This window comes from Ferrovibrio sp., assembly GCF_035304305.1.
In the GTDB taxonomy this organism is placed as follows: domain Bacteria; phylum Pseudomonadota; class Alphaproteobacteria; order Ferrovibrionales; family Ferrovibrionaceae; genus Ferrovibrio.
In genome coordinates this window covers 1-16,358 of the sequence record NZ_DATGQG010000160.1, presented here as the reverse complement: position 1 = coordinate 16,358, position 16,358 = coordinate 1, and the positions used below count along the sequence as shown (strand labels likewise).

Annotated in this window: 19 protein-coding genes, 1 tRNA gene and 1 pseudogene; 18 read left to right on the top strand and 3 right to left on the bottom strand. The window is 63.6% G+C overall.

Annotated elements, in window-relative coordinates; all coding sequences use genetic code 11:
- The 9 genes from VKZ87_RS17775 to VKZ87_RS17735 form a co-directional block, all read left to right on the top strand.
- The coding region (locus VKZ87_RS17775) for a RibD family protein (protein WP_324222612.1) at window positions 1-250 on the top strand (250 nt) is incomplete at its 5' end.
- 10 nt (window positions 251-260) lie between these two features.
- Complete coding sequence (locus tag VKZ87_RS17770; protein ID WP_324222611.1) at window positions 261-857, top strand: riboflavin synthase; 597 nt, start codon at window positions 261-263, stop codon at window positions 855-857.
- Window positions 854-1,981 carry a 3,4-dihydroxy-2-butanone-4-phosphate synthase gene (gene ribB / locus VKZ87_RS17765; protein ID WP_324222610.1) on the top strand — a complete coding sequence of 376 codons (1,128 nt, stop codon included), beginning with the start codon at window positions 854-856 and terminating at the stop codon, window positions 1,979-1,981. Before VKZ87_RS17770 ends, ribB begins: the two co-directional genes overlap by 4 nt.
- A gap of 5 nt (window positions 1,982-1,986) precedes the next feature.
- The gene (locus tag VKZ87_RS17760) at window positions 1,987-2,541 is read left to right on the top strand and encodes a 6,7-dimethyl-8-ribityllumazine synthase (protein WP_324222609.1); all 555 of its coding nucleotides are present in this window, start codon (window positions 1,987-1,989) and stop codon (window positions 2,539-2,541) included.
- Window positions 2,499-3,044 (top strand): transcription antitermination factor NusB, encoded by a 546-nt coding sequence (gene nusB, locus VKZ87_RS17755; RefSeq protein ID WP_324222608.1) that lies wholly within the window; start codon window positions 2,499-2,501, stop codon window positions 3,042-3,044. The genes VKZ87_RS17760 and nusB overlap by 43 nt, the downstream gene beginning before the upstream one ends.
- A 5-nt stretch (window positions 3,045-3,049) precedes the next feature.
- Entirely contained in the window at window positions 3,050-4,048 is a 999-nt protein-coding gene (thiL, locus tag VKZ87_RS17750) for a thiamine-phosphate kinase (protein WP_324222607.1), read from the top strand.
- Window positions 4,049-4,069: 21 nt separating this feature from the next.
- Entirely contained in the window at window positions 4,070-4,537 is a 468-nt protein-coding gene (locus VKZ87_RS17745; protein WP_324222606.1) for a hypothetical protein, read from the top strand.
- A gap of 16 nt (window positions 4,538-4,553) precedes the next feature.
- Complete coding sequence (locus VKZ87_RS17740) at window positions 4,554-5,753, top strand: MFS transporter (RefSeq protein WP_324222605.1); 1,200 nt, start codon at window positions 4,554-4,556, stop codon at window positions 5,751-5,753.
- A 179-nt stretch (window positions 5,754-5,932) separates the two neighbouring features.
- The gene (locus VKZ87_RS17735; RefSeq protein ID WP_324222604.1) at window positions 5,933-8,020 is read left to right on the top strand and encodes a sodium-translocating pyrophosphatase; all 2,088 of its coding nucleotides are present in this window, start codon (window positions 5,933-5,935) and stop codon (window positions 8,018-8,020) included.
- 62 nt (window positions 8,021-8,082) lie between these two features.
- On the opposite strand, the gene cobS is transcribed toward VKZ87_RS17735, so the two are convergent.
- On the bottom strand, window positions 8,083-8,925 hold the full coding sequence (gene cobS / locus VKZ87_RS17730) for an adenosylcobinamide-GDP ribazoletransferase (protein WP_324222603.1): 843 nt from the start codon (window positions 8,923-8,925) through the stop codon (window positions 8,083-8,085).
- Between the two features lie 74 nt (window positions 8,926-8,999).
- Here cobS and cobT point away from each other — a divergent pair, with 74 nt between their 5' ends.
- Window positions 9,000-10,028: a nicotinate-nucleotide--dimethylbenzimidazole phosphoribosyltransferase gene (gene cobT / locus VKZ87_RS17725; RefSeq protein WP_324222602.1), complete on the top strand. Its 1,029-nt coding sequence runs from the start codon at window positions 9,000-9,002 to the stop codon at window positions 10,026-10,028.
- On the opposite strand, the gene VKZ87_RS17720 is transcribed toward cobT, so the two are convergent.
- Window positions 10,016-10,495, bottom strand: a complete 480-nt coding sequence (locus VKZ87_RS17720; protein WP_324222601.1) for an outer membrane protein assembly factor BamE — start codon at window positions 10,493-10,495, stop codon at window positions 10,016-10,018. The genes cobT and VKZ87_RS17720 overlap by 13 nt on opposite strands.
- A gap of 91 nt (window positions 10,496-10,586) precedes the next feature.
- Here VKZ87_RS17720 and VKZ87_RS17715 point away from each other — a divergent pair, with 91 nt between their 5' ends.
- The 8 genes from VKZ87_RS17715 (at window position 10,587) to VKZ87_RS17680 (ending at window position 15,426) form a co-directional block, all read left to right on the top strand.
- The gene (locus VKZ87_RS17715) at window positions 10,587-11,132 is read left to right on the top strand and encodes a ubiquinol-cytochrome C chaperone family protein (protein ID WP_324222600.1); all 546 of its coding nucleotides are present in this window, start codon (window positions 10,587-10,589) and stop codon (window positions 11,130-11,132) included.
- Between the two features lie 116 nt (window positions 11,133-11,248).
- Window positions 11,249-11,806: a DUF177 domain-containing protein gene (locus VKZ87_RS17710; RefSeq protein ID WP_324222599.1), complete on the top strand. Its 558-nt coding sequence runs from the start codon at window positions 11,249-11,251 to the stop codon at window positions 11,804-11,806.
- Window positions 11,807-11,916: 110 nt separating this feature from the next.
- The gene (gene rpmF, locus VKZ87_RS17705; protein WP_324222598.1) at window positions 11,917-12,102 is read left to right on the top strand and encodes a 50S ribosomal protein L32; all 186 of its coding nucleotides are present in this window, start codon (window positions 11,917-11,919) and stop codon (window positions 12,100-12,102) included.
- 37 nt (window positions 12,103-12,139) lie between these two features.
- Complete coding sequence (plsX, locus tag VKZ87_RS17700) at window positions 12,140-13,243, top strand: phosphate acyltransferase PlsX (RefSeq protein ID WP_414655663.1); 1,104 nt, start codon at window positions 12,140-12,142, stop codon at window positions 13,241-13,243.
- The gene (locus VKZ87_RS17695; RefSeq protein WP_324222596.1) at window positions 13,240-14,211 is read left to right on the top strand and encodes a beta-ketoacyl-ACP synthase III; all 972 of its coding nucleotides are present in this window, start codon (window positions 13,240-13,242) and stop codon (window positions 14,209-14,211) included. The genes plsX and VKZ87_RS17695 overlap by 4 nt, the downstream gene beginning before the upstream one ends.
- A gap of 150 nt (window positions 14,212-14,361) precedes the next feature.
- Window positions 14,362-14,679, top strand: coding sequence for an integration host factor subunit alpha (locus VKZ87_RS17690; protein ID WP_324222595.1), 318 nt, complete (start codon window positions 14,362-14,364; stop codon window positions 14,677-14,679).
- A 12-nt stretch (window positions 14,680-14,691) separates the two neighbouring features.
- Complete coding sequence (locus VKZ87_RS17685; RefSeq protein WP_324222594.1) at window positions 14,692-15,219, top strand: MerR family transcriptional regulator; 528 nt, start codon at window positions 14,692-14,694, stop codon at window positions 15,217-15,219.
- 130 nt (window positions 15,220-15,349) lie between these two features.
- Window positions 15,350-15,426, top strand: a tRNA-Pro gene (locus tag VKZ87_RS17680).
- A gap of 370 nt (window positions 15,427-15,796) precedes the next feature.
- Here VKZ87_RS17680 and VKZ87_RS17675 read toward each other — a convergent pair.
- A pseudogene (locus tag VKZ87_RS17675) lies at window positions 15,797-16,358 on the bottom strand (hypothetical protein); the annotation flags it as partial.

Here is a 16,358-nt window from a genome sequence, read left to right as displayed (position 1 = left end):
GGCAATGGCCGAGCGGGGTATCACCCGCCTGCTGGTAGAGGGCGGCGGGCGCCTGGCAGCCAGCCTTGTCCGCGCCGACCTGGTGGACAGCATGGTCTGGTTCCGCTCTCCCGGCGTGATCGGGGGCGACGGTTTGCCGTCCGTAGCGGCATTTGGCGTGGATTCCGTTGCGGAAGCTCCGCGCTGGCGCCGGGTGAAGGCCAATATTCTGGGCGACGACCTGCTGGAAACCTTCGACCGCGCCCTCTAATACTAGACCCATGTTTACAGGCATCATCACTGATATCGGTACCGTCTCTGCCGTCGAGACGCGCGGCGACACCCGTTTCCGCATCCGGACCAGCTTTGACACGGCCAGCATCGCCATCGGGGCCTCGATTGCCTGCTCCGGCGTCTGCCTGACCGTCGTGCAGAAGGGGGACGACTGGTTCGCCGTGGATGTTTCGGCGGAGACGATGTCGCGCACAGTCCTCGGCAGCTGGCGCGAAGGCAGCCGGGTCAACCTTGAGCGCAGCCTGAAGATCGGCGACGAGCTGGGCGGCCATATCGTCTCGGGCCATGTCGACGGCATTGCCGTCGTTGAGAAGGTCGAACCCGAAGGCGATTCACTCCGTGTCGACTTCCGTGTTCCGGAAGCGCTCGCCGCCTACATTGCCGAGAAGGGATCGATTACGATCGACGGCGCGTCGCTCACCGTCAATGCCGTCGAGCATGACCGTTTCGGAGTCAACCTCATTCCGCATACCCGGCAGGTAACGACCCTCGGCGATCTGAAGCCCGGGGCGAAGGTCAATGTGGAGATCGACGTGCTGGCGCGCTATGTCGCCCGGTTGCAGCATTGGGGCAAAGGGAAATGAGCGTCGACGACCTCAAGCGTTATCTGGCGTCCAGCGAGGAGATCATTGAGGAAGCCCGAAAGGGGCGGATGGTCATTCTTGTGGATGAAGAGGATCGCGAGAATGAAGGCGATCTCTACATTCCGGCAGACATGGCCGATGCGAACGCGATCAACTTCATGGCCCGTTACGGCCGCGGACTGATCTGCCTGGCGCTGACGAGGCAGCGCATCGAGCAGCTCGGCCTGCCATTGATGGCGCAGCACAATGCCTCCCGGCACCAGACGGCTTTCACCGTTTCGATCGAGGCGCGCGAAGGGGTTACAACCGGTATCTCGGCAGCTGACCGGGCGCATACCATTGCCGTTGCCATCGACCCCACCAAGGGGCCGCAGGATATCGCCGTGCCGGGCCACATCTTCCCCCTCATGGCGCGGGATGGCGGCACGCTGGTTCGCGCGGGGCATACCGAAGCTGCGGTCGATATCGCCCGCCTCGCGGGACTGACGCCAGCCGGTGTTATCTGCGAGATCATGAATGATGACGGCACCATGGCGCGGCTGCCCGACCTGGTGAAATTCGCCCAGTTCCACAATCTGAAGATCGGGACCATCGTCGACCTGATCGGATATCGCCGTCGCCACGACAACCTTGTCGAAAAGGTGGTCGAGAGTGAAATCGACAGCATCTGGGGCGGCCGTTTCCGCATGATCGTCTACCGCAACCGCGTCGAATATGCCGAGCATATTGCGCTGGTGAAGGGCGACATTTCAGACGGCAAGCCGGTCATGGTTCGGGTCCATGCGATGAACGTGATCGAGGATGTCCTAGGTGACCACGGCGGGCGCTCGGGCGTTCTGCACAGCGCAATGCGCATGATCGGGGAGGCGGGCCGCGGGGTTGTGATCCTGATCCGCGAACCCCGGGCGACAGCCCTGTCGGATCGGGTGCGGCGGAAGATCGGAGAACCGGTTGAAAACTCTCCGCAACTCCGGGATTATGGCATCGGGGCGCAGATCTTGATCGATCTGGGGGTGAAGGACATGATCCTGCTGTCAAATGTGCAGCGAACCATCGTCGGTCTGGACGGTTACGGGCTAACCGTCGTGGAAACCCGGCCCATCGAGATTGGCAGGGAGAACTGAGAGAGATGGTATCGCGCGCGAAAAAGCCGGCCGCCAAGAAGCCGGGCTCGAAAAAGACGGGCAAGGTGAAGGCATTCTCGACGCGGAAGTCGCAGGTCCGGGGTGATCTTGCCATCGAAATCCGCAAACCGCGGATCCTGATTGTCGAGGCCCGCTTCTACGAGGACATTGCGGATGCGTTGTTCGAAGGAGCCAAGGCGGTGATCGAGGCGTCGGATTTCGATTACGACCGCATCGACGTGCCGGGTGCACTCGAGCTGCCGGCTGCGATACGCTTCGCCATGAACCGCAAGGGTGATCGTGCTTACGACGGCTATGTGGCGCTGGGATGCGTCATTCGCGGCGAGACGTCGCATTACGACGTCGTCGTCAATGAAAGCGCCCGGGGGCTGCAGCAGCTGGCCATCGACTACCAGCTTGCCATCGGCAACGGCGTAATCACCGTCGAGAACGAGGAGCAGGCCTGGGAGCGTGCGCGCAAGGACCGGCAGGACAAGGGCGGCGGCGCGGCACTGGCATGTGTTGCGATGATCGGACTCAAACAGCTGTTTTCGGCATGAGCGAGGGAGGGCAGCGGCGCAGCAATCGCAGTCTTCGACCTGCCGGACGCCGGTCGGTTGCGCGCTTGTTCGCCGTCCAGGCCCTCTACGAGATCGAGTTCGGAGGGACCGCTGCTGAAGCGGTGATTGCCGATTTCCGCGCCAACCGCCAGAACGAGGAAATCGAAGGCGTCCAGATGCGCGAGGCTGATGCCGACTGGTTCGCCGAGATCGTGCGCGGCGTCGCCAAACGGCAGCCGGAGCTGGACGAGCTGATCCGCGCCGCCATGCCGCGCGCCGATGCGCTGGAGCGCATGGAGGCAATTCTCCGCTATGCGCTCCGCTGCGCCGCTTACGAACTGGTTGCACGTATCGACGTTCCGGCGGCAACAATCATTGATGAGTATCTCGGCATCGTTCGCGCCTTTTTCAGCTCGCGCGAGATCAAGTTTGCCAACGGCGTCATTGATGCCGTGGCGCGGCGCCAGCGGCCCGGCGAATTTCCGTCTCCATCGAACGGCTAACTGTCATGGCGGGGCAGGAGAGCCTCGGCGAATTCGAACTGATCGCCCGCTATCTGGCCCCGTTGGCCAGCAGCGTTCCGGGCGCCTATGGCCTGCGTGACGATGCGGCGATTATCCGCGCGCCGGCCGGTCACGACATTGTCGTCACCACTGATGCAATGATTGAGGGCGTCCATTTCCTCAAGTCGGACGGCGCCCAGCGGATCGCGCGCAAATTGCTGCGGGTCAATCTGTCGGATCTGGCTGCGAAGGGCGCGGAGCCGATTGGCTATCAGCTGGTGCTGGGGCTTCCGGTACCACTGGATGAAGCCTGGCTCGAGGCTTTCACGGCTGGTCTGGCGATGGACCAGAAAGCCTTCAACTGCCCGCTGCATGGCGGCGACACTACCCGCAGTCCCTCGGGCATAACACTGGCGATCACCGCATTCGGGGCGGTACCGACCGGACAGATGCTGCGACGGGGAGGCGCGGTAGCGGGGGATGACCTCTACGTGACCGGCAGCATTGGCGACGCGGCACTTGGCCTCGAGGCCAAGCTGAACGGACGGCTGTTCTCGAGTGCCGCTGCGATGGTCTTCGACGCCCGGCTGCATCTGCCTTCGCCGCGACTTGCATTCGGTGCCGGACTGCGAAACCTGGCCCACGCCGCAATGGATATCTCGGACGGCCTGGTTCAGGATGTCGGACACATCGCTGCCGCCTCCGGATTGCGTGCCGTTTTGAACGCCGATTCGGTGCCGCTTTCGCAGGCCGCCCGTCAGGCGCTGGCGGATGCGCCGGAATTGCTGTCTGTCATCCTGGGCGGCGGTGACGATTACGAGCTGGTTTTTTCCGCGCCGCCGGCTGCGGCCGACCGTCTGCGGGACCTGTCGAAGTTGACCAGGTTGAATGTCACCAAAATCGGGTATCTTGAACCCGGACACGGCGTTGGGGTGCTGGATTCTGCCGGCAGGCCGGTGCAGCTGGAGCATGGCGGCTTCCAGCATTTTGCCGGCCCGGCGTAGCAGGCGGGTGCAGGAGGGGGTTTGCGGAAGATCGCAATCATTCTGATCGTAGTGCTGGTGCTGGCGACTCTGGCAGGCGGCGGGATTGCCGCCTACCTGCTGATCTTCTCGCCCAAGGAGGAAGAGGAGGCTGTGGATCCCAGCGATCCGCCGCCCCCCATGCCGGTCAAGCGCCCGGCCTTTGTCCCGCTTGAGCCATTCAGCGTCTATGTGAAGCCGGAAAACCAGAAGGTCCGCGAGGTCATGCTGGTCCTGCATCTCGAGGTGCCGCCGGACAACGTGCCGATCGTGAATGAGAAGATGCACCTGCTGCGGGATCGCTACATCACGGAGTTGCTGAAAGGCCCCCCGATCGACGTTCCGGAGCGTTTCACCGCCAAGGATCTCTTCGGCGTCCGCGAGCGCCTGCGGGGCCCGACAGACGAGGTTCTGGGCAAGGGCGTGGTGACGCAGGTTCTGCTTCTCAATATAATAAGCCAGTTAAAATAAGTAGAATCGGTCTCCCATGACAGCGCTGTCGCCCGCCGCCGCCCGGCGGAATGTGTTAATCCTGTCTCTCTGCATGGCGCTGTCGAACTCGGCCGTGACCCTGCAGGTCACCCTGGGCGGCCTGGTCGGCCATATTCTGGCTGACGACAAGGCACTGGCGACCCTGCCAGTGACCTTCGTGGTCGGGGGGACGGCGCTGGCGACCATTCCGGCCTCGATGCTGATGCGGCGGTTCGGTCGCAAGCTAGGCTTCATGCTCGGCTGCTGCATCGCCATTGCCGGTTCGCTGATCGCCGCCAGGGGCGTGTATATCGGCCATTTCTGGCTGTTCTGTCTCGGCGCTTTCATCTTCGGCGGCTCCAGTGCCTTCGTGCAGCTATACCGGTTCGCCGCGGCCGATATCGCACCGGCAGACATGAAGAGCCGGGCAATTTCCTGGGTCATGGTCGGCGGGCTGGTATCCGCCTTTCTTGGCCCCGAGATCGCCAAGCACACGCGTGAATTGCTCACGCCCCAACTCTTTCTGGCGTCCTATCTGGTCGCCGCTGCCCTTCCGGTCCTCGTTCTTGCCATCCTGACGGCGGTGACGATTCCACGGCCGACGGTCAGCGAGCTCAAGGAGCAGGGACGCCCCCTGGTCGAGATCATCCGCCAGCCCGGCTTCGTCGTCGCGGCACTGGCCGGGATGTTCGGCTATGGCGTCATGAACCTGCTGATGACCGCCACGCCGCTGGCCATGCAAATCTGCGAGCATCCCTTTGCGGCGGCGGCAACCGTAATCCAGTGGCATGTCTTCGGGATGTATTTTCCCAGCTTCTTCACGGGGAATCTGATTGCCCGGTTCGGTGCGCTGCGCATCATCATCCTTGGTGCGCTGCTGAACGTGGTCTGCATCACCGTTGCCCTGAGCGGCGTCGAGGTCCTCAACTTTCAGGTGGCGTTGCTGCTGCTCGGAGTGGGATGGAACTTCATGTATATCGGGGGAACGGCCCTGCTGACCGAGGTCTACCAGCCGGCCGAGCGCAACAAGACCCAGGCCCTGAACGATTTCCTTGTCTTTGGCACGGTCGCCCTGGCTTCGCTGGGGTCGGGCAAGATGCTTTACCATTGGGGCTGGGACTTCGTGCCGCTTTCCGCGCTGCCGTTCGTCCTGATCGCAGGTCTTGCGGCACTTTGGCTGTTCCTGCAGCGCCGGCGGGTCATTTCCCCGGCCTAAGCGCAGGAAATACAAGGGATATTGCGCGTCCGATGCATCTCTGGCATAACGCTGCGGTGTTTGCCCCATGCCGAGTCTGCAGGGGGCATAAGAAATAACAGTTGCGTACCCCGTCGGCCGTCCTCGGCGGAACGGGCGGATCTCGGTCCAATAAATCGCATTACGAAGGGAAAGCGCTCATGACTGAGTTGTGGTTCGCCATCGCCTGTGGCGTGTTGGCGTTGTTGTACGGCATCTGGACGTCGCGTTCGGTGCTCGCCGAATCGGCGGGCAATCAGCGCATGCAGGAGATCGCCGCTGCCATTCAGGAAGGCGCCTCCGCCTACCTCAACCGCCAGTATCGCACCATTGCAATCGTCGGCATCGTGGTGGCCGTCATCATCGGCTTCACGCTCGGCCTGAAGGTTGCCATCGGCTTCATCATCGGCGCCGTCCTTTCGGGGGCCGCCGGTTATATCGGCATGAACGTCTCCGTGCGCGCCAACGTCCGCACTGCGGAAGGCGCTCGCAAGGGGATGGAGCATGCACTCGGCATCGCTTTCAAATCGGGCGCCGTCACCGGCCTGCTGGTGGTTGGCCTCGCGCTGCTCGGTGTTGCCGTCTACTACGTCATCCTGCGCGGCCTGAACGCTCCGCCGCGTGAAATGATCGACGCTCTAGTCGCGCTCGGCTTCGGCTCGTCGCTGATCTCGATCTTCGCCCGTCTCGGCGGCGGTATCTTCACCAAGGGCGCCGACGTCGGTGCCGACCTGGTGGGCAAGGTCGAGGCCGGCATTCCGGAAGATGATCCGCGTAACCCGGCCGTGATCGCGGACAACGTGGGCGACAACGTCGGCGACTGCGCCGGCATGGCCGCCGACCTGTTCGAGACCTATGCCGTGACCATCGTCGCGACCATGGTTCTGGCCTCGATTTACTTCGCCGCTGACGCTGCCGTCGTCGCGAAGTTCATGGCCTATCCGCTGGTCATTGCCGGTGCCTGCATCATCACCTCGGTGATCGGCACGTTCTTCGTCCGCCTTGGCAGCAGCCAGAACATCATGGGCGCGCTGTACAAGGGTCTGATTGTGACCGGCATCCTGTCGGCGATCGCGCTCTGGCCGATCACCTCCTGGGTGCTCGGCGGCATGGATGCCACCTTCACCGCCGGCGCCAAGACCTTTACCGCGCAGGCGCTGTTCTGGTGCGGCATCATCGGTCTGGTGGTCACTGCGCTGATCGTCTGGGCCACCGAGTATTACACTGGCACCGACTACCGGCCGGTGAAGAGCGTGGCGCAGGCTTCGACCACGGGTCACGGCACCAACGTGATCCAGGGCCTTGCGGTCTCGATGGAAGCGACGGCCCTGCCGGCGCTGTTCATCGTTGCCGGTATCATCGCCACCTACATCCTCGCTGGCCTGCTGGGCATTGCTATCGCCGTCACCACGATGCTGGCGCTGGCGGGCATTATCGTGGCGCTGGATGCCTATGGTCCGGTGACCGATAACGCCGGCGGCATTGCCGAGATGTCGGACCTGCCGAAGGAAGTCCGCAAGACGACGGATGCCCTGGATGCGGTCGGCAACACTACCAAGGCCGTCACCAAGGGTTACGCGATCGGCTCGGCCGGCTTCGGTTCGCTGGTTCTGTTCGCAGCCTACACCGAAGACCTGAAGTACTTCTTCAAGGATGTGACGATCGACTTCTCCCTGAGCAATCCGTACGTCGTCGTCGGCCTGCTGATCGGCGGTCTGCTGCCGTATCTGTTTGGCGCGATGGGCATGACCGCTGTCGGCCGTGCGGCCGGCTCGGTCGTGGTGGAAGTGCGGCGGCAGTTCAAGGAGATCGCCGGTATCATGGAAGGGACGGCCAAGCCGGACTATTCCAAGGCCGTCGACCTGCTGACCAAGGCGGCAATCAAGGAAATGATCATTCCCAGCCTGCTGCCGGTGCTCAGCCCGATTGTCCTGTACTTCGTGATCAACTGGATTGCCGGCCAGCCTGCGGCCTTTGCTGCCGTTGGTGCGATGCTGCTGGGCGTGATCGTCACCGGTCTGTTCGTCGCCATTTCGATGACGGCAGGCGGCGGTGCGTGGGACAACGCCAAGAAGTACATCGAGGAAGGCCATCACGGTGGCAAGGGATCCGAAGCCCATAAGGCTGCGGTGACCGGCGACACCGTCGGCGATCCGTACAAGGACACCGCCGGCCCGGCGGTGAACCCGCTGATCAAGATCACCAACATTGTCGCCCTGCTGCTGCTCGCCGTCCTGGCGCACGGCTGAAGCGGAGCGATCCTGAACTGGAAAGGGCCGGGTAAACCCCGGCCCTTTTTCGTTTTGCACTGTCAGATAGCGATCGTGACTGCCGCAATGGCCAGCAGAACGGCGATCTCGCTCACCTGTTGCGTGGCGCCGAGCACATCGCCCGTATGCCCGCCGACCTGCCGCCTGGCGATAACGAGGACAAGCCCGCAGATCACCGCTGCCGCGCCCATGACGGTGGCCCAGGTTTCGAAGGGAAGCAGAAGGAAGGCCAGCGCCGCACCAAGCAGGGTGCTGGCCACCGCCGATCCTGTCGGCACGGCCCCTCCTGAGGCAGCGAGCCCGTTGCTGCGTGCTGCCGGCAGCACATACCACGGCACCACCATCGCGGAGCGCGAAACGGCACCCGCCGCTGTCAGGGCGATGATCACGGCGCTGATATGGCTGACGGTCTGATCGTATTCGTCCGATGAGGATATCAGGCTGTTGGCGAGTTCATCGATCGCAGCGAAGCGCAACCCGAATGCCAGGATCAGCGCAATGACGCCGTAGGTCCCGATTCGACTGTCGCGCATGATGGCCAGCTTCTGCTCGCGGTCACGGCCCCCGCCCAATCCGTCCGCCGCATCGGCGAGCCCATCCTCGTGTAGCCCGCCTGTCAGCAGAACCTGGGCGCCGATTGCCAATAGGGTGGCGCTGCCAATCCCGATGCCTACCCGGTTGGCAACAAGAAAAACCAAACCGCCCAGGAAGCCGATCGTGGCTCCGACCAGAGGAAAAACCCAGGCCGCGGCTGCATAGTTCGCCGGTGCACCGGCGCGGCTACGAAGCGGGATTCGGGTCAGCAGCTGGATTGCGGCGGCGATGTCCGCCAGACGGGAATGCGACGACGATGCATCTGCGGGATTTGGCCCGGAGTCGGTCATGGTTTGCCGTTGCGGTTGCAGTGCCGGTATTTTATAGCACCCGGGCCATTCTTGGCGAGGCAGGCGGGGACCCGATGGACTCGGAATTCAAAAACTTCGACGACATCCGTAAAGCGGTTGCCCGGCTCCCGTCTCCCGATTCCGCTGCACCATCTGTCGCCCGGGGGCGTGATGCGACATTGACGAAGCCGACAGGCTCGCTGGGACGTCTGGAAAGCGTAGTATTTCATCTTGCGGGATGGCAGCGGCGCGCCATCCCGAAACTCGATGCGATCCATATCCTGATCTTTGCCGCAAATCACGGGGTCACCGCGCAGGGCGTTTCCGCCTTTCCGGCGGAGGTCACGACGCAGATGGTGGCCAATTTCCGGCGCGGGGGAGCAGCTATCAATCAGCTGGCGCGGCTTCATGATGCCGCGCTGACCATCATACCGCTTGAGCTCGAGCGGCCGACGGCCGACTTCACGTCGGCTCCGGCCATGAGCGAGGCAGAATGTCTGGCGGCGATCAATGCGGGGGCCGGAGCCGTACCGGAGTCCTGCGACCTGCTTCTCCTCGGCGAAATGGGCATCGGCAACACGACGGTTGCTGCGGCTCTGACGGCCTCGCTGCTTGGCGGTAATGCAAAGGATTGGGTAGGCCCCGGCACCGGTGTCGGCGGTGCCGCATTGGCCAACAAGATCCGCGTCGTGGAGCAGGGGCTCAGGCTGCACGGCGACTCAGCGCGCGATCCGCTGGAAGCCCTGCGTCGTCTCGGAGGCCGCGAACTGGCCGCGATGTTTGGCGCCCTGCTCGAAGCAAGGCGTCGCTCAGTGCCAGTTTTGCTGGATGGCTTTGTGGTCGGGGCTGCCGGGGCCGTTCTCGCCAGCCTGAACGCCACCGGACTGGATCACTGCCTGGCCGGCCATGTCTCGGCGGAACCGGGACATCGGCGTCTGCTGGAAGCGCTCGGCCAGAGCCCGCTACTGGATCTGGGAATGCGCCTGGGCGAGGCTTCCGGTGCCGCGACTGCACTCGGCGTTCTGCGTGCCGCAGTGGCCTGTCACGCCGGCATGGCCACTTTTGCGGAAGCGGGGGTCAGCGACCGCGATCAGGGACGATAGCCGCCGGTATTGCCGGTAGCGCCGCCGCTCGCGCTGTTGAAGCGGCCAAGGTTGCCGAACAGCTGCTCCAGCACCGTCAGTTCCTTGCCGCGGGTCGGCGTCTCGCGATCGACGAAGGCAACCTGTTTCCCGTCTTTCAGGCCGTAGCGCTTGATGGACTTAACTTTGTTGTCCTTGTCGAAGTTGATCGCCACCACCTGCTGATCGATCAACTCCGGCGCGAGAAAGGCGACTGCCTCGGTTTCGCTGGAGATGTAGTAGTAGGTTGTGCCCCATTCGGGGAAAGTCGAGGTTGTCGACGGAGAGCCCAGCAATGCCCCGACCTGCGCTTCAGTGGTCTGGCCGACCGTGATGAGGCTGAGTTTGTCCTCATCGAGCGTCACGCCGCGATAGTCCTGGCGCGGCGCGCAGGCGGCAAGGATGCAGGCAAGAGTGACGGCGGCGGCAAAAGGGCGAAACGACAGCATTCCCGGGACTCGCTATGAAGCAGTCCCGATATTATCCTCCCCCGCCCGACGAGGCAAACCCGCGCCTCCTCACCGAAGCCGCAAGGACAGAATGCTGAACTTCATTTTTGCCTGGCTGAACCGTCGCCGGCAGCCGGCACAGACGACCGAGCTTTACACCGCCATTGTTACCCAGGCGAGGAAGTCCGATTTCTACAGCCAGCTGGGCGTGCCGGATACCCTGGACGGTCGGTTCGACATGATACTGCTGCACGCGTTTCTCCTCATGCGCCGCCTCGGCCGGGTCAGGCCTGACGGCGCCATCCTGAACCAGGCCCTGTTCGACCTCATGTTTGCGGACATGGACAACAGTCTCCGGGAAATCGGAGTGGGGGATCTGAGCGTCGGGAAGAAGGTGAAACAGATGGCGCAGGCGTTCTACGGACGCGTCGATGCCTATGAAAGCGGCCTTGCCGCCGATGACCCCGGCATGCTGAAGGATGCACTGGTGAGGAACCTTTTTAGAACGGCCAAGCCGTCCCCCGAGCGAATCGACGCCATGGCCGGCTACGTCCGCCGGACAGATGCTATTCTGGCATTACAGGCCGATCAGGAGCTTTTTGGCGGAAATCCGTCCTTCCCGGCTCCTGTCTGGTGACAGGTCGGGCTTTCTGCCGGAAGGTTGACCCGGGAGCAGCTTGCCCGTATGTTCCGCCGCCTTGACGGCCGGCAGGGCCCGATAGCGTTGCTTGAGAGGTCGGTGTGTCGCAAGCTGTGCCCGGCGGCGAGTTCAGCCATATTGTGCAGGTCGACCGGATTGGTCCGGAAGGCGTGCTGCTGCAGCTGAACCCTGACGGCAAAGCCCGCGAAAGCCTGGCGAGGCAGCTGCAAATCCCTGCTGTGCTGGGCCTTTCCGCGCAAATCCGGATCGTTCCCGATCCTGCGCAGGCCGGACATTTCCTCCTCAAAGCTCAGTTCGAAGCCGAGGTGGAGCAGACCTGCGTGGTGTCGCTGGAGGCGGTGCGGCAACATGTGGGCGAGAGTTTCGTGCGACGGTTTGCTCCGGCCCCGGACAGCGGCCAGGCTGCCGGGGGTGATGAAGACGAGGCGGAATGGCTCGATCCGGAGGCGGAGGATCCGCCGGATCCGCTGGTCGACGGAACGATCGATGTCGGGGTGGTGGTGGCGGAAGCCCTGGCTCTGGCACTCGATCCCTATCCCCGGAAACCGGGGGCGGGGTTTCCCGAGGGGTATCGGCCGGATCCGGACGCAAGTGAAAAGGTCAGTCCCTTCGCCGCTCTGGCGAAGCTGAGGACAGGAAAAAAGGAATAGGCAAAAGCGCTTGGTCCCCGGGCGCGCCAAGAGTATATAGGCGGGGATTTTTTGACGGGAGCGGGTCGCGCCGGAGTGCGCCGCATCGCGCAGATTGAGAGAGATGTATCATGGCTGTTCCGAAGAAGAAGAAGTCCGCCTCCAAGCGCGACATGGGCCGTTCGCACGACGCGCTGAAAGCCAGCGCCTACAATGAATGCAGCAACTGCGGCGAACTGAAGCGCCCCCATCACGTCTGCCCCGCCTGTGGCCATTACGACGGGCGCGAAGTGGTGGCGAAGTCGGCCGCCGCCTGACGGCCTCCGTACAATCCTGAAGGGCTAGGGCAACGGGGTGACCGCGGCCTTGAACATTGCGCTCGACGCCATGGGAGGAGATCACGCTCCCGATATGGTGGTGAAGGGCGCGGCAGCTGTGGTCTCGCGCTTTCCGAATGTGAAATTCATCATGTTCGGCGACGCCGGCGAGGTCGAGCCGCTGCTGCGCCGCTATCCGGCGCTTCAGGATCGCTGCGAGCTGCGGCACACTGCCGAACGGGTTCTCAGCGACGACAAACCGAGTCAGGCCCTGCGCCGCGGGCGCAACTCGAGCATGCGCCTGGCCATCGACGCCGTAGCCAATCACGAGGCGCAGGCGGTGTTGTCCGCCGGGAATACCGGCGCACTGATGGCGATGGCGAAGTTCGTGCTACGGACTCTCCCCGGCATCGAGCGGCCTGCGATCGCTTCGTTCCTGCCAACGATGAAGGGCGAGACGGTCGTTCTCGACCTCGGCGCCAATGTCGAATGCGATGCCCGGAATCTGGTGCAGTTCGCGGTCATGGGCGCGAATCTCGCGCATTCGGCGCTCGGCCGTCACCGCCCGCGGGTCGGTCTGCTGAATGTCGGCGTCGAGGAGCTGAAAGGCCACGACGAGGTACGCAGTGCCGCCGATCTGTTGCGCGCCGTCGAGAATCCTCCCTTCGAGTTCGTCGGTTTTGTCGAAGGCGATGACATCACCAAGGGCGAGGTCGATGTCATCGTGACTGACGGGTTCACCGGCAATATCGCTTTGAAGACGGCAGAGGGTACGGCGAAGCTGATGGCGTCGCTTCTGCGCTCCGCCTTCCAGCGCTCGATCTTCACCAAGCTTGGTTATCTGCTGGCCAGTTCCGGCCTGCGCATGCTGAGAGACCGCATGGATCCGCGTTTTTACAACGGCGGGGTTCTGCTCGGTCTGAACGGCATTGCCGTAAAGAGTCACGGCGGCACCGATGAAGTCGGTTTTGCCGCCGCACTGGAAGTCGCGATCGATATGGCGCAGGATCGCCTGATCGATCGCATCAAGGCCGATTTCTCCGGTGCGTTTGCCAGCTCGTTGTTCGCGCGACCCGGTGTCGCCGCCAATACCAGTGAACTCCCGCAGGAGTCGCAGGATTTGAGTGTGAGGGCTTCATGATCCGCTCCGTTGTTGCTGGGTGCGGCAGTTATCTGCCGGAGCGGATTCTGACCAATGCCGAACTTGCGAAAATGGTCGATACTTCGGATGAGTGGATCACCGAACGGACCGGCATCCGCCAGCGCCATATCGCGGCAGACAACGAGAAGACATCCGACCTTGCGCTGAAGGCCGCGCAGGCAGCGCTGGCCCACGCCGGCATGACTGCGGACGAGATCGATCTGATCGTGCTTGCAACGGCCACGCCGGACGAGACATTTCCGGCAACGGCCTGTCGTGTCCAGGCAGGGCTTGGAATGACGCGCGGTTTCGCGTTCGACGTCCAGGCGGTCTGCTCGGGTTTCGTCTATGCGCTGGCCACGGCAGATAATTTCATCAAGGCAGGACAGGCCAAGGCAGCACTGGTCATTGGTGCGGAAACGTTTTCCCGCATTCTCGACTGGACCGACCGCACCACATGCGTCCTGTTCGCGGATGGCGCGGGTGCGCTCGTGCTCAGGGCGGAGAAGGGTGAGGGAAGCAATGCCGATCGCGGCGTGCTGACCACCCACCTGCATTCCGACGGACGCCATCACGATCTGCTCTATGTTGACGGCGGTCCCTCAAGTACCCAGACGACGGGACATCTGCGCATGCTCGGCAAGGAAGTTTTCCGCCACGCGGTGGTCAATCTCGCCGACGTCGTCAAGGAGACGCTTGATGCCGTCGACATGCAGCCGTCGGAAATCGACTGGCTGGTGCCTCACCAGGCGAACAAGCGCATTATCGACGGCACTGCCCGCAAGCTCGGACTGTCGACGGACCGGGTTGTGCTCACCGTCGACCGGCATGGCAATACCTCGGCGGCGTCGGTTCCGCTTGCGCTGGCAGAGGCCGTCGCGGACGGCCGCATCCAGCAGGGCCAGATCGTGCTGCTCGAAGCCATGGGTGGCGGTTTTACCTGGGGTAGCGCGCTGGTCCGCTGGTAGGCCGTACCCCGGCCGAATTCCCAATCCGGTAGAATTTTCCCCTCTAACCACCCGAAATCCGGCACGGATTCGGCCAAACGTCGTATTGACGCTTGGCTGGGCATAAGTTAGCGTCAGATCAATAAAATTTGCCAAAGGGGGCGGTGGGTTATGGCCGGTAACACCTTGACGCGGGCACAACTGAGCGAGGCAATCTACCAGGAGGTCGGATTGTCCCGCAGTGAGTCGGCTCAGCTGGTCGAAACCGTCCTGAACGAGATCATCGAGAGCCTGATCGCCGACCATACGGTCAAGATTTCGTCTTTCGGCACCTTTCAGGTCCGCTCAAAGGGCGGTCGAATGGGACGCAATCCCAAGACGGGGCAGGAAGTCCCGATCGAGCCGAGAAAAGTACTGGTCTTCCGGGCCAGCCACGTGCTGAAAGAGAAGATCAATGCCGGAATGCATGCCGCTCAGGCCAAAGCGTAACTGACATGAGTGATGACTGAGAGCAGTTTGGAACGGCAGACACGGGAGCAGGACAAGGCGGTCAGGAGCAGAACCGCCAGAACCAAGACGGAAGGCGCCTTCCGGACGATCGGTGAGGTCGCGGAAGCGCTGGATCTCCCGCAGCATGTACTCCGTTTCTGGGAAAAGAAATTCCATCAGATTCGCCCGGTGAAGCGCAGCGGCGGCCGCCGCTACTACAGAACCGAAGACATTGCGCTCCTGACTGAAATTCGTGGCCTGCTGCATGACCAGGGCTACACGATCCGTGGCGTCCAGAAGCTTCTGCGCGAAGGCGGTCTGGCCAAGGCCGTAAAAGCGCGGGCGAAGTCGGGCACGGGGTCGCCCCTGGCTGCATCCAGGCAGGCCCCGATGAAGTCCTCCACTGCGGCGGACAGCCGACAGACGGGTCTTCCATTCGACCTACTGGGCGATATGGGCAATCTTCAGAAGGCGCTGAAAACCTGCCTCAGGGAGCTTGAGGCAATTCACGCTGACATTGTCGCGCGCCACAACCGCTGATCCGGCGACGTTTGGCGACCCGCTGAAAATCAACGGCTTGGTTGTGTTGCGGTGCCGCCGGGGGGTGAGTATAGTGCGCGCCGCTCAGCTTCGGCCGCCCTGCTTTTCCGGGCGACCCAGCTGACCCGGTCGGAGCGTAGCGCAGCCTGGTAGCGCATCAGTCTGGGGGACTGGGGGTCGTGGGTTCAAATCCCGCCGCTCCGACCATTTTCCTTCGATATGTCCATCTCCTAATACACGCCGGCGCCACGGCCCAGGACGCTGTGGGCGGGCAGGGGCTCTATCGTCACGGAGGGACGTGGCCCGGCCGGACTCAGCGGCGGCAGCGGCATCGCAAGGACGCCCGTTCCGCGGCTGAAGTTTGCAGGTGCCGGTGCACGGCCGCCATCTTCACCGTTTCCGCTCACCGTCAGGCCCAATCCGGTGCTGGCAGACTGCTGGCCGGAACGGCTGGCCGCGGAGGCGGAGCCGCTGACGATCATCCGCCCGGTTGCGATCCGACGGATGCTGATGCCGCTGACCGGATTGGCACCGCTCGTCCCCACGCCGACGGAATTCTCCGATCCCGGGCCGCCGCTCATATCGCCGCCTGAGCTGGCTGCCGCTGCAGCAGACGCAGCTGCGGCATTGGACGCAGCTGCGGCGCCCGATCCGGAGGAGGTTGCCGCCGAGCCGCCTGCGGACGTGCTTCCACCTGTTGCTCCCGTCGCCCCGCCGGTGGCCGCGCTGCTGCTTCCGCCGCCACCAGAACCGCTGCCTGCGCTGGAACCAGAGCCGCCACTGCCACCGCTCGATCCGCTCGCGGAGCCGCTTCCACCGGCACCCGCACCGGTGCCGCCCGCTCCTGCGCCTCCGCCAGCTCCACTGCCTCCTGAGCCGGCGCCTCCAGCACTTCCTCCGGCGCCTGAACCGGCGCCTGCAGAACCGCTTCCACCGGCACCCGCACCGCTGCCAGCCCCGGCCCCAGCTCCACCGCCGGACGCCCCGCCACCGGTGCCGCCGGCTCCACCATCCGAACCGCTTCCTGCTCCTGAATCCCCGGCGCCACCAGCTCCGCCAGCACCAGCTCCGCCGGCACCGGCTCCACCGCCACCAGTACCAGCTCCGCCTGCACCAGCGCCGCCACCACCGGCTCCGCC

Excerpts from the sequence above, each read along its gene's own strand:
- VKZ87_RS17770 (WP_324222611.1), top strand. The coding sequence starts at position 261 with ATGTTTACAGGCATCATCACTGATATCGGTACCGTCTCTGCCGTCGAG.
- ribB (WP_324222610.1), top strand. The coding sequence starts at position 854 with ATGAGCGTCGACGACCTCAAGCGTTATCTGGCGTCCAGCGAGGAGATC.
- VKZ87_RS17760 (WP_324222609.1), top strand. The coding sequence starts at position 1,987 with ATGGTATCGCGCGCGAAAAAGCCGGCCGCCAAGAAGCCGGGCTCGAAA.
- nusB (WP_324222608.1), top strand. The coding sequence starts at position 2,499 with ATGTGTTGCGATGATCGGACTCAAACAGCTGTTTTCGGCATGAGCGAG.
- thiL (WP_324222607.1), top strand. The coding sequence starts at position 3,050 with ATGGCGGGGCAGGAGAGCCTCGGCGAATTCGAACTGATCGCCCGCTAT.
- VKZ87_RS17740 (WP_324222605.1), top strand. The coding sequence starts at position 4,554 with ATGACAGCGCTGTCGCCCGCCGCCGCCCGGCGGAATGTGTTAATCCTG.
- VKZ87_RS17735 (WP_324222604.1), top strand. The coding sequence starts at position 5,933 with ATGACTGAGTTGTGGTTCGCCATCGCCTGTGGCGTGTTGGCGTTGTTG.
- cobS (WP_324222603.1), bottom strand. The coding sequence starts at position 8,925 with ATGACCGACTCCGGGCCAAATCCCGCAGATGCATCGTCGTCGCATTCC.
- cobT (WP_324222602.1), top strand. The coding sequence starts at position 9,000 with ATGGACTCGGAATTCAAAAACTTCGACGACATCCGTAAAGCGGTTGCC.
- VKZ87_RS17720 (WP_324222601.1), bottom strand. The coding sequence starts at position 10,495 with ATGCTGTCGTTTCGCCCTTTTGCCGCCGCCGTCACTCTTGCCTGCATC.
- VKZ87_RS17715 (WP_324222600.1), top strand. The coding sequence starts at position 10,587 with ATGCTGAACTTCATTTTTGCCTGGCTGAACCGTCGCCGGCAGCCGGCA.
- rpmF (WP_324222598.1), top strand. The coding sequence starts at position 11,917 with ATGGCTGTTCCGAAGAAGAAGAAGTCCGCCTCCAAGCGCGACATGGGC.
- VKZ87_RS17695 (WP_324222596.1), top strand. The coding sequence starts at position 13,240 with ATGATCCGCTCCGTTGTTGCTGGGTGCGGCAGTTATCTGCCGGAGCGG.
- VKZ87_RS17690 (WP_324222595.1), top strand. The coding sequence starts at position 14,362 with ATGGCCGGTAACACCTTGACGCGGGCACAACTGAGCGAGGCAATCTAC.
- VKZ87_RS17685 (WP_324222594.1), top strand. The coding sequence starts at position 14,692 with ATGACTGAGAGCAGTTTGGAACGGCAGACACGGGAGCAGGACAAGGCG.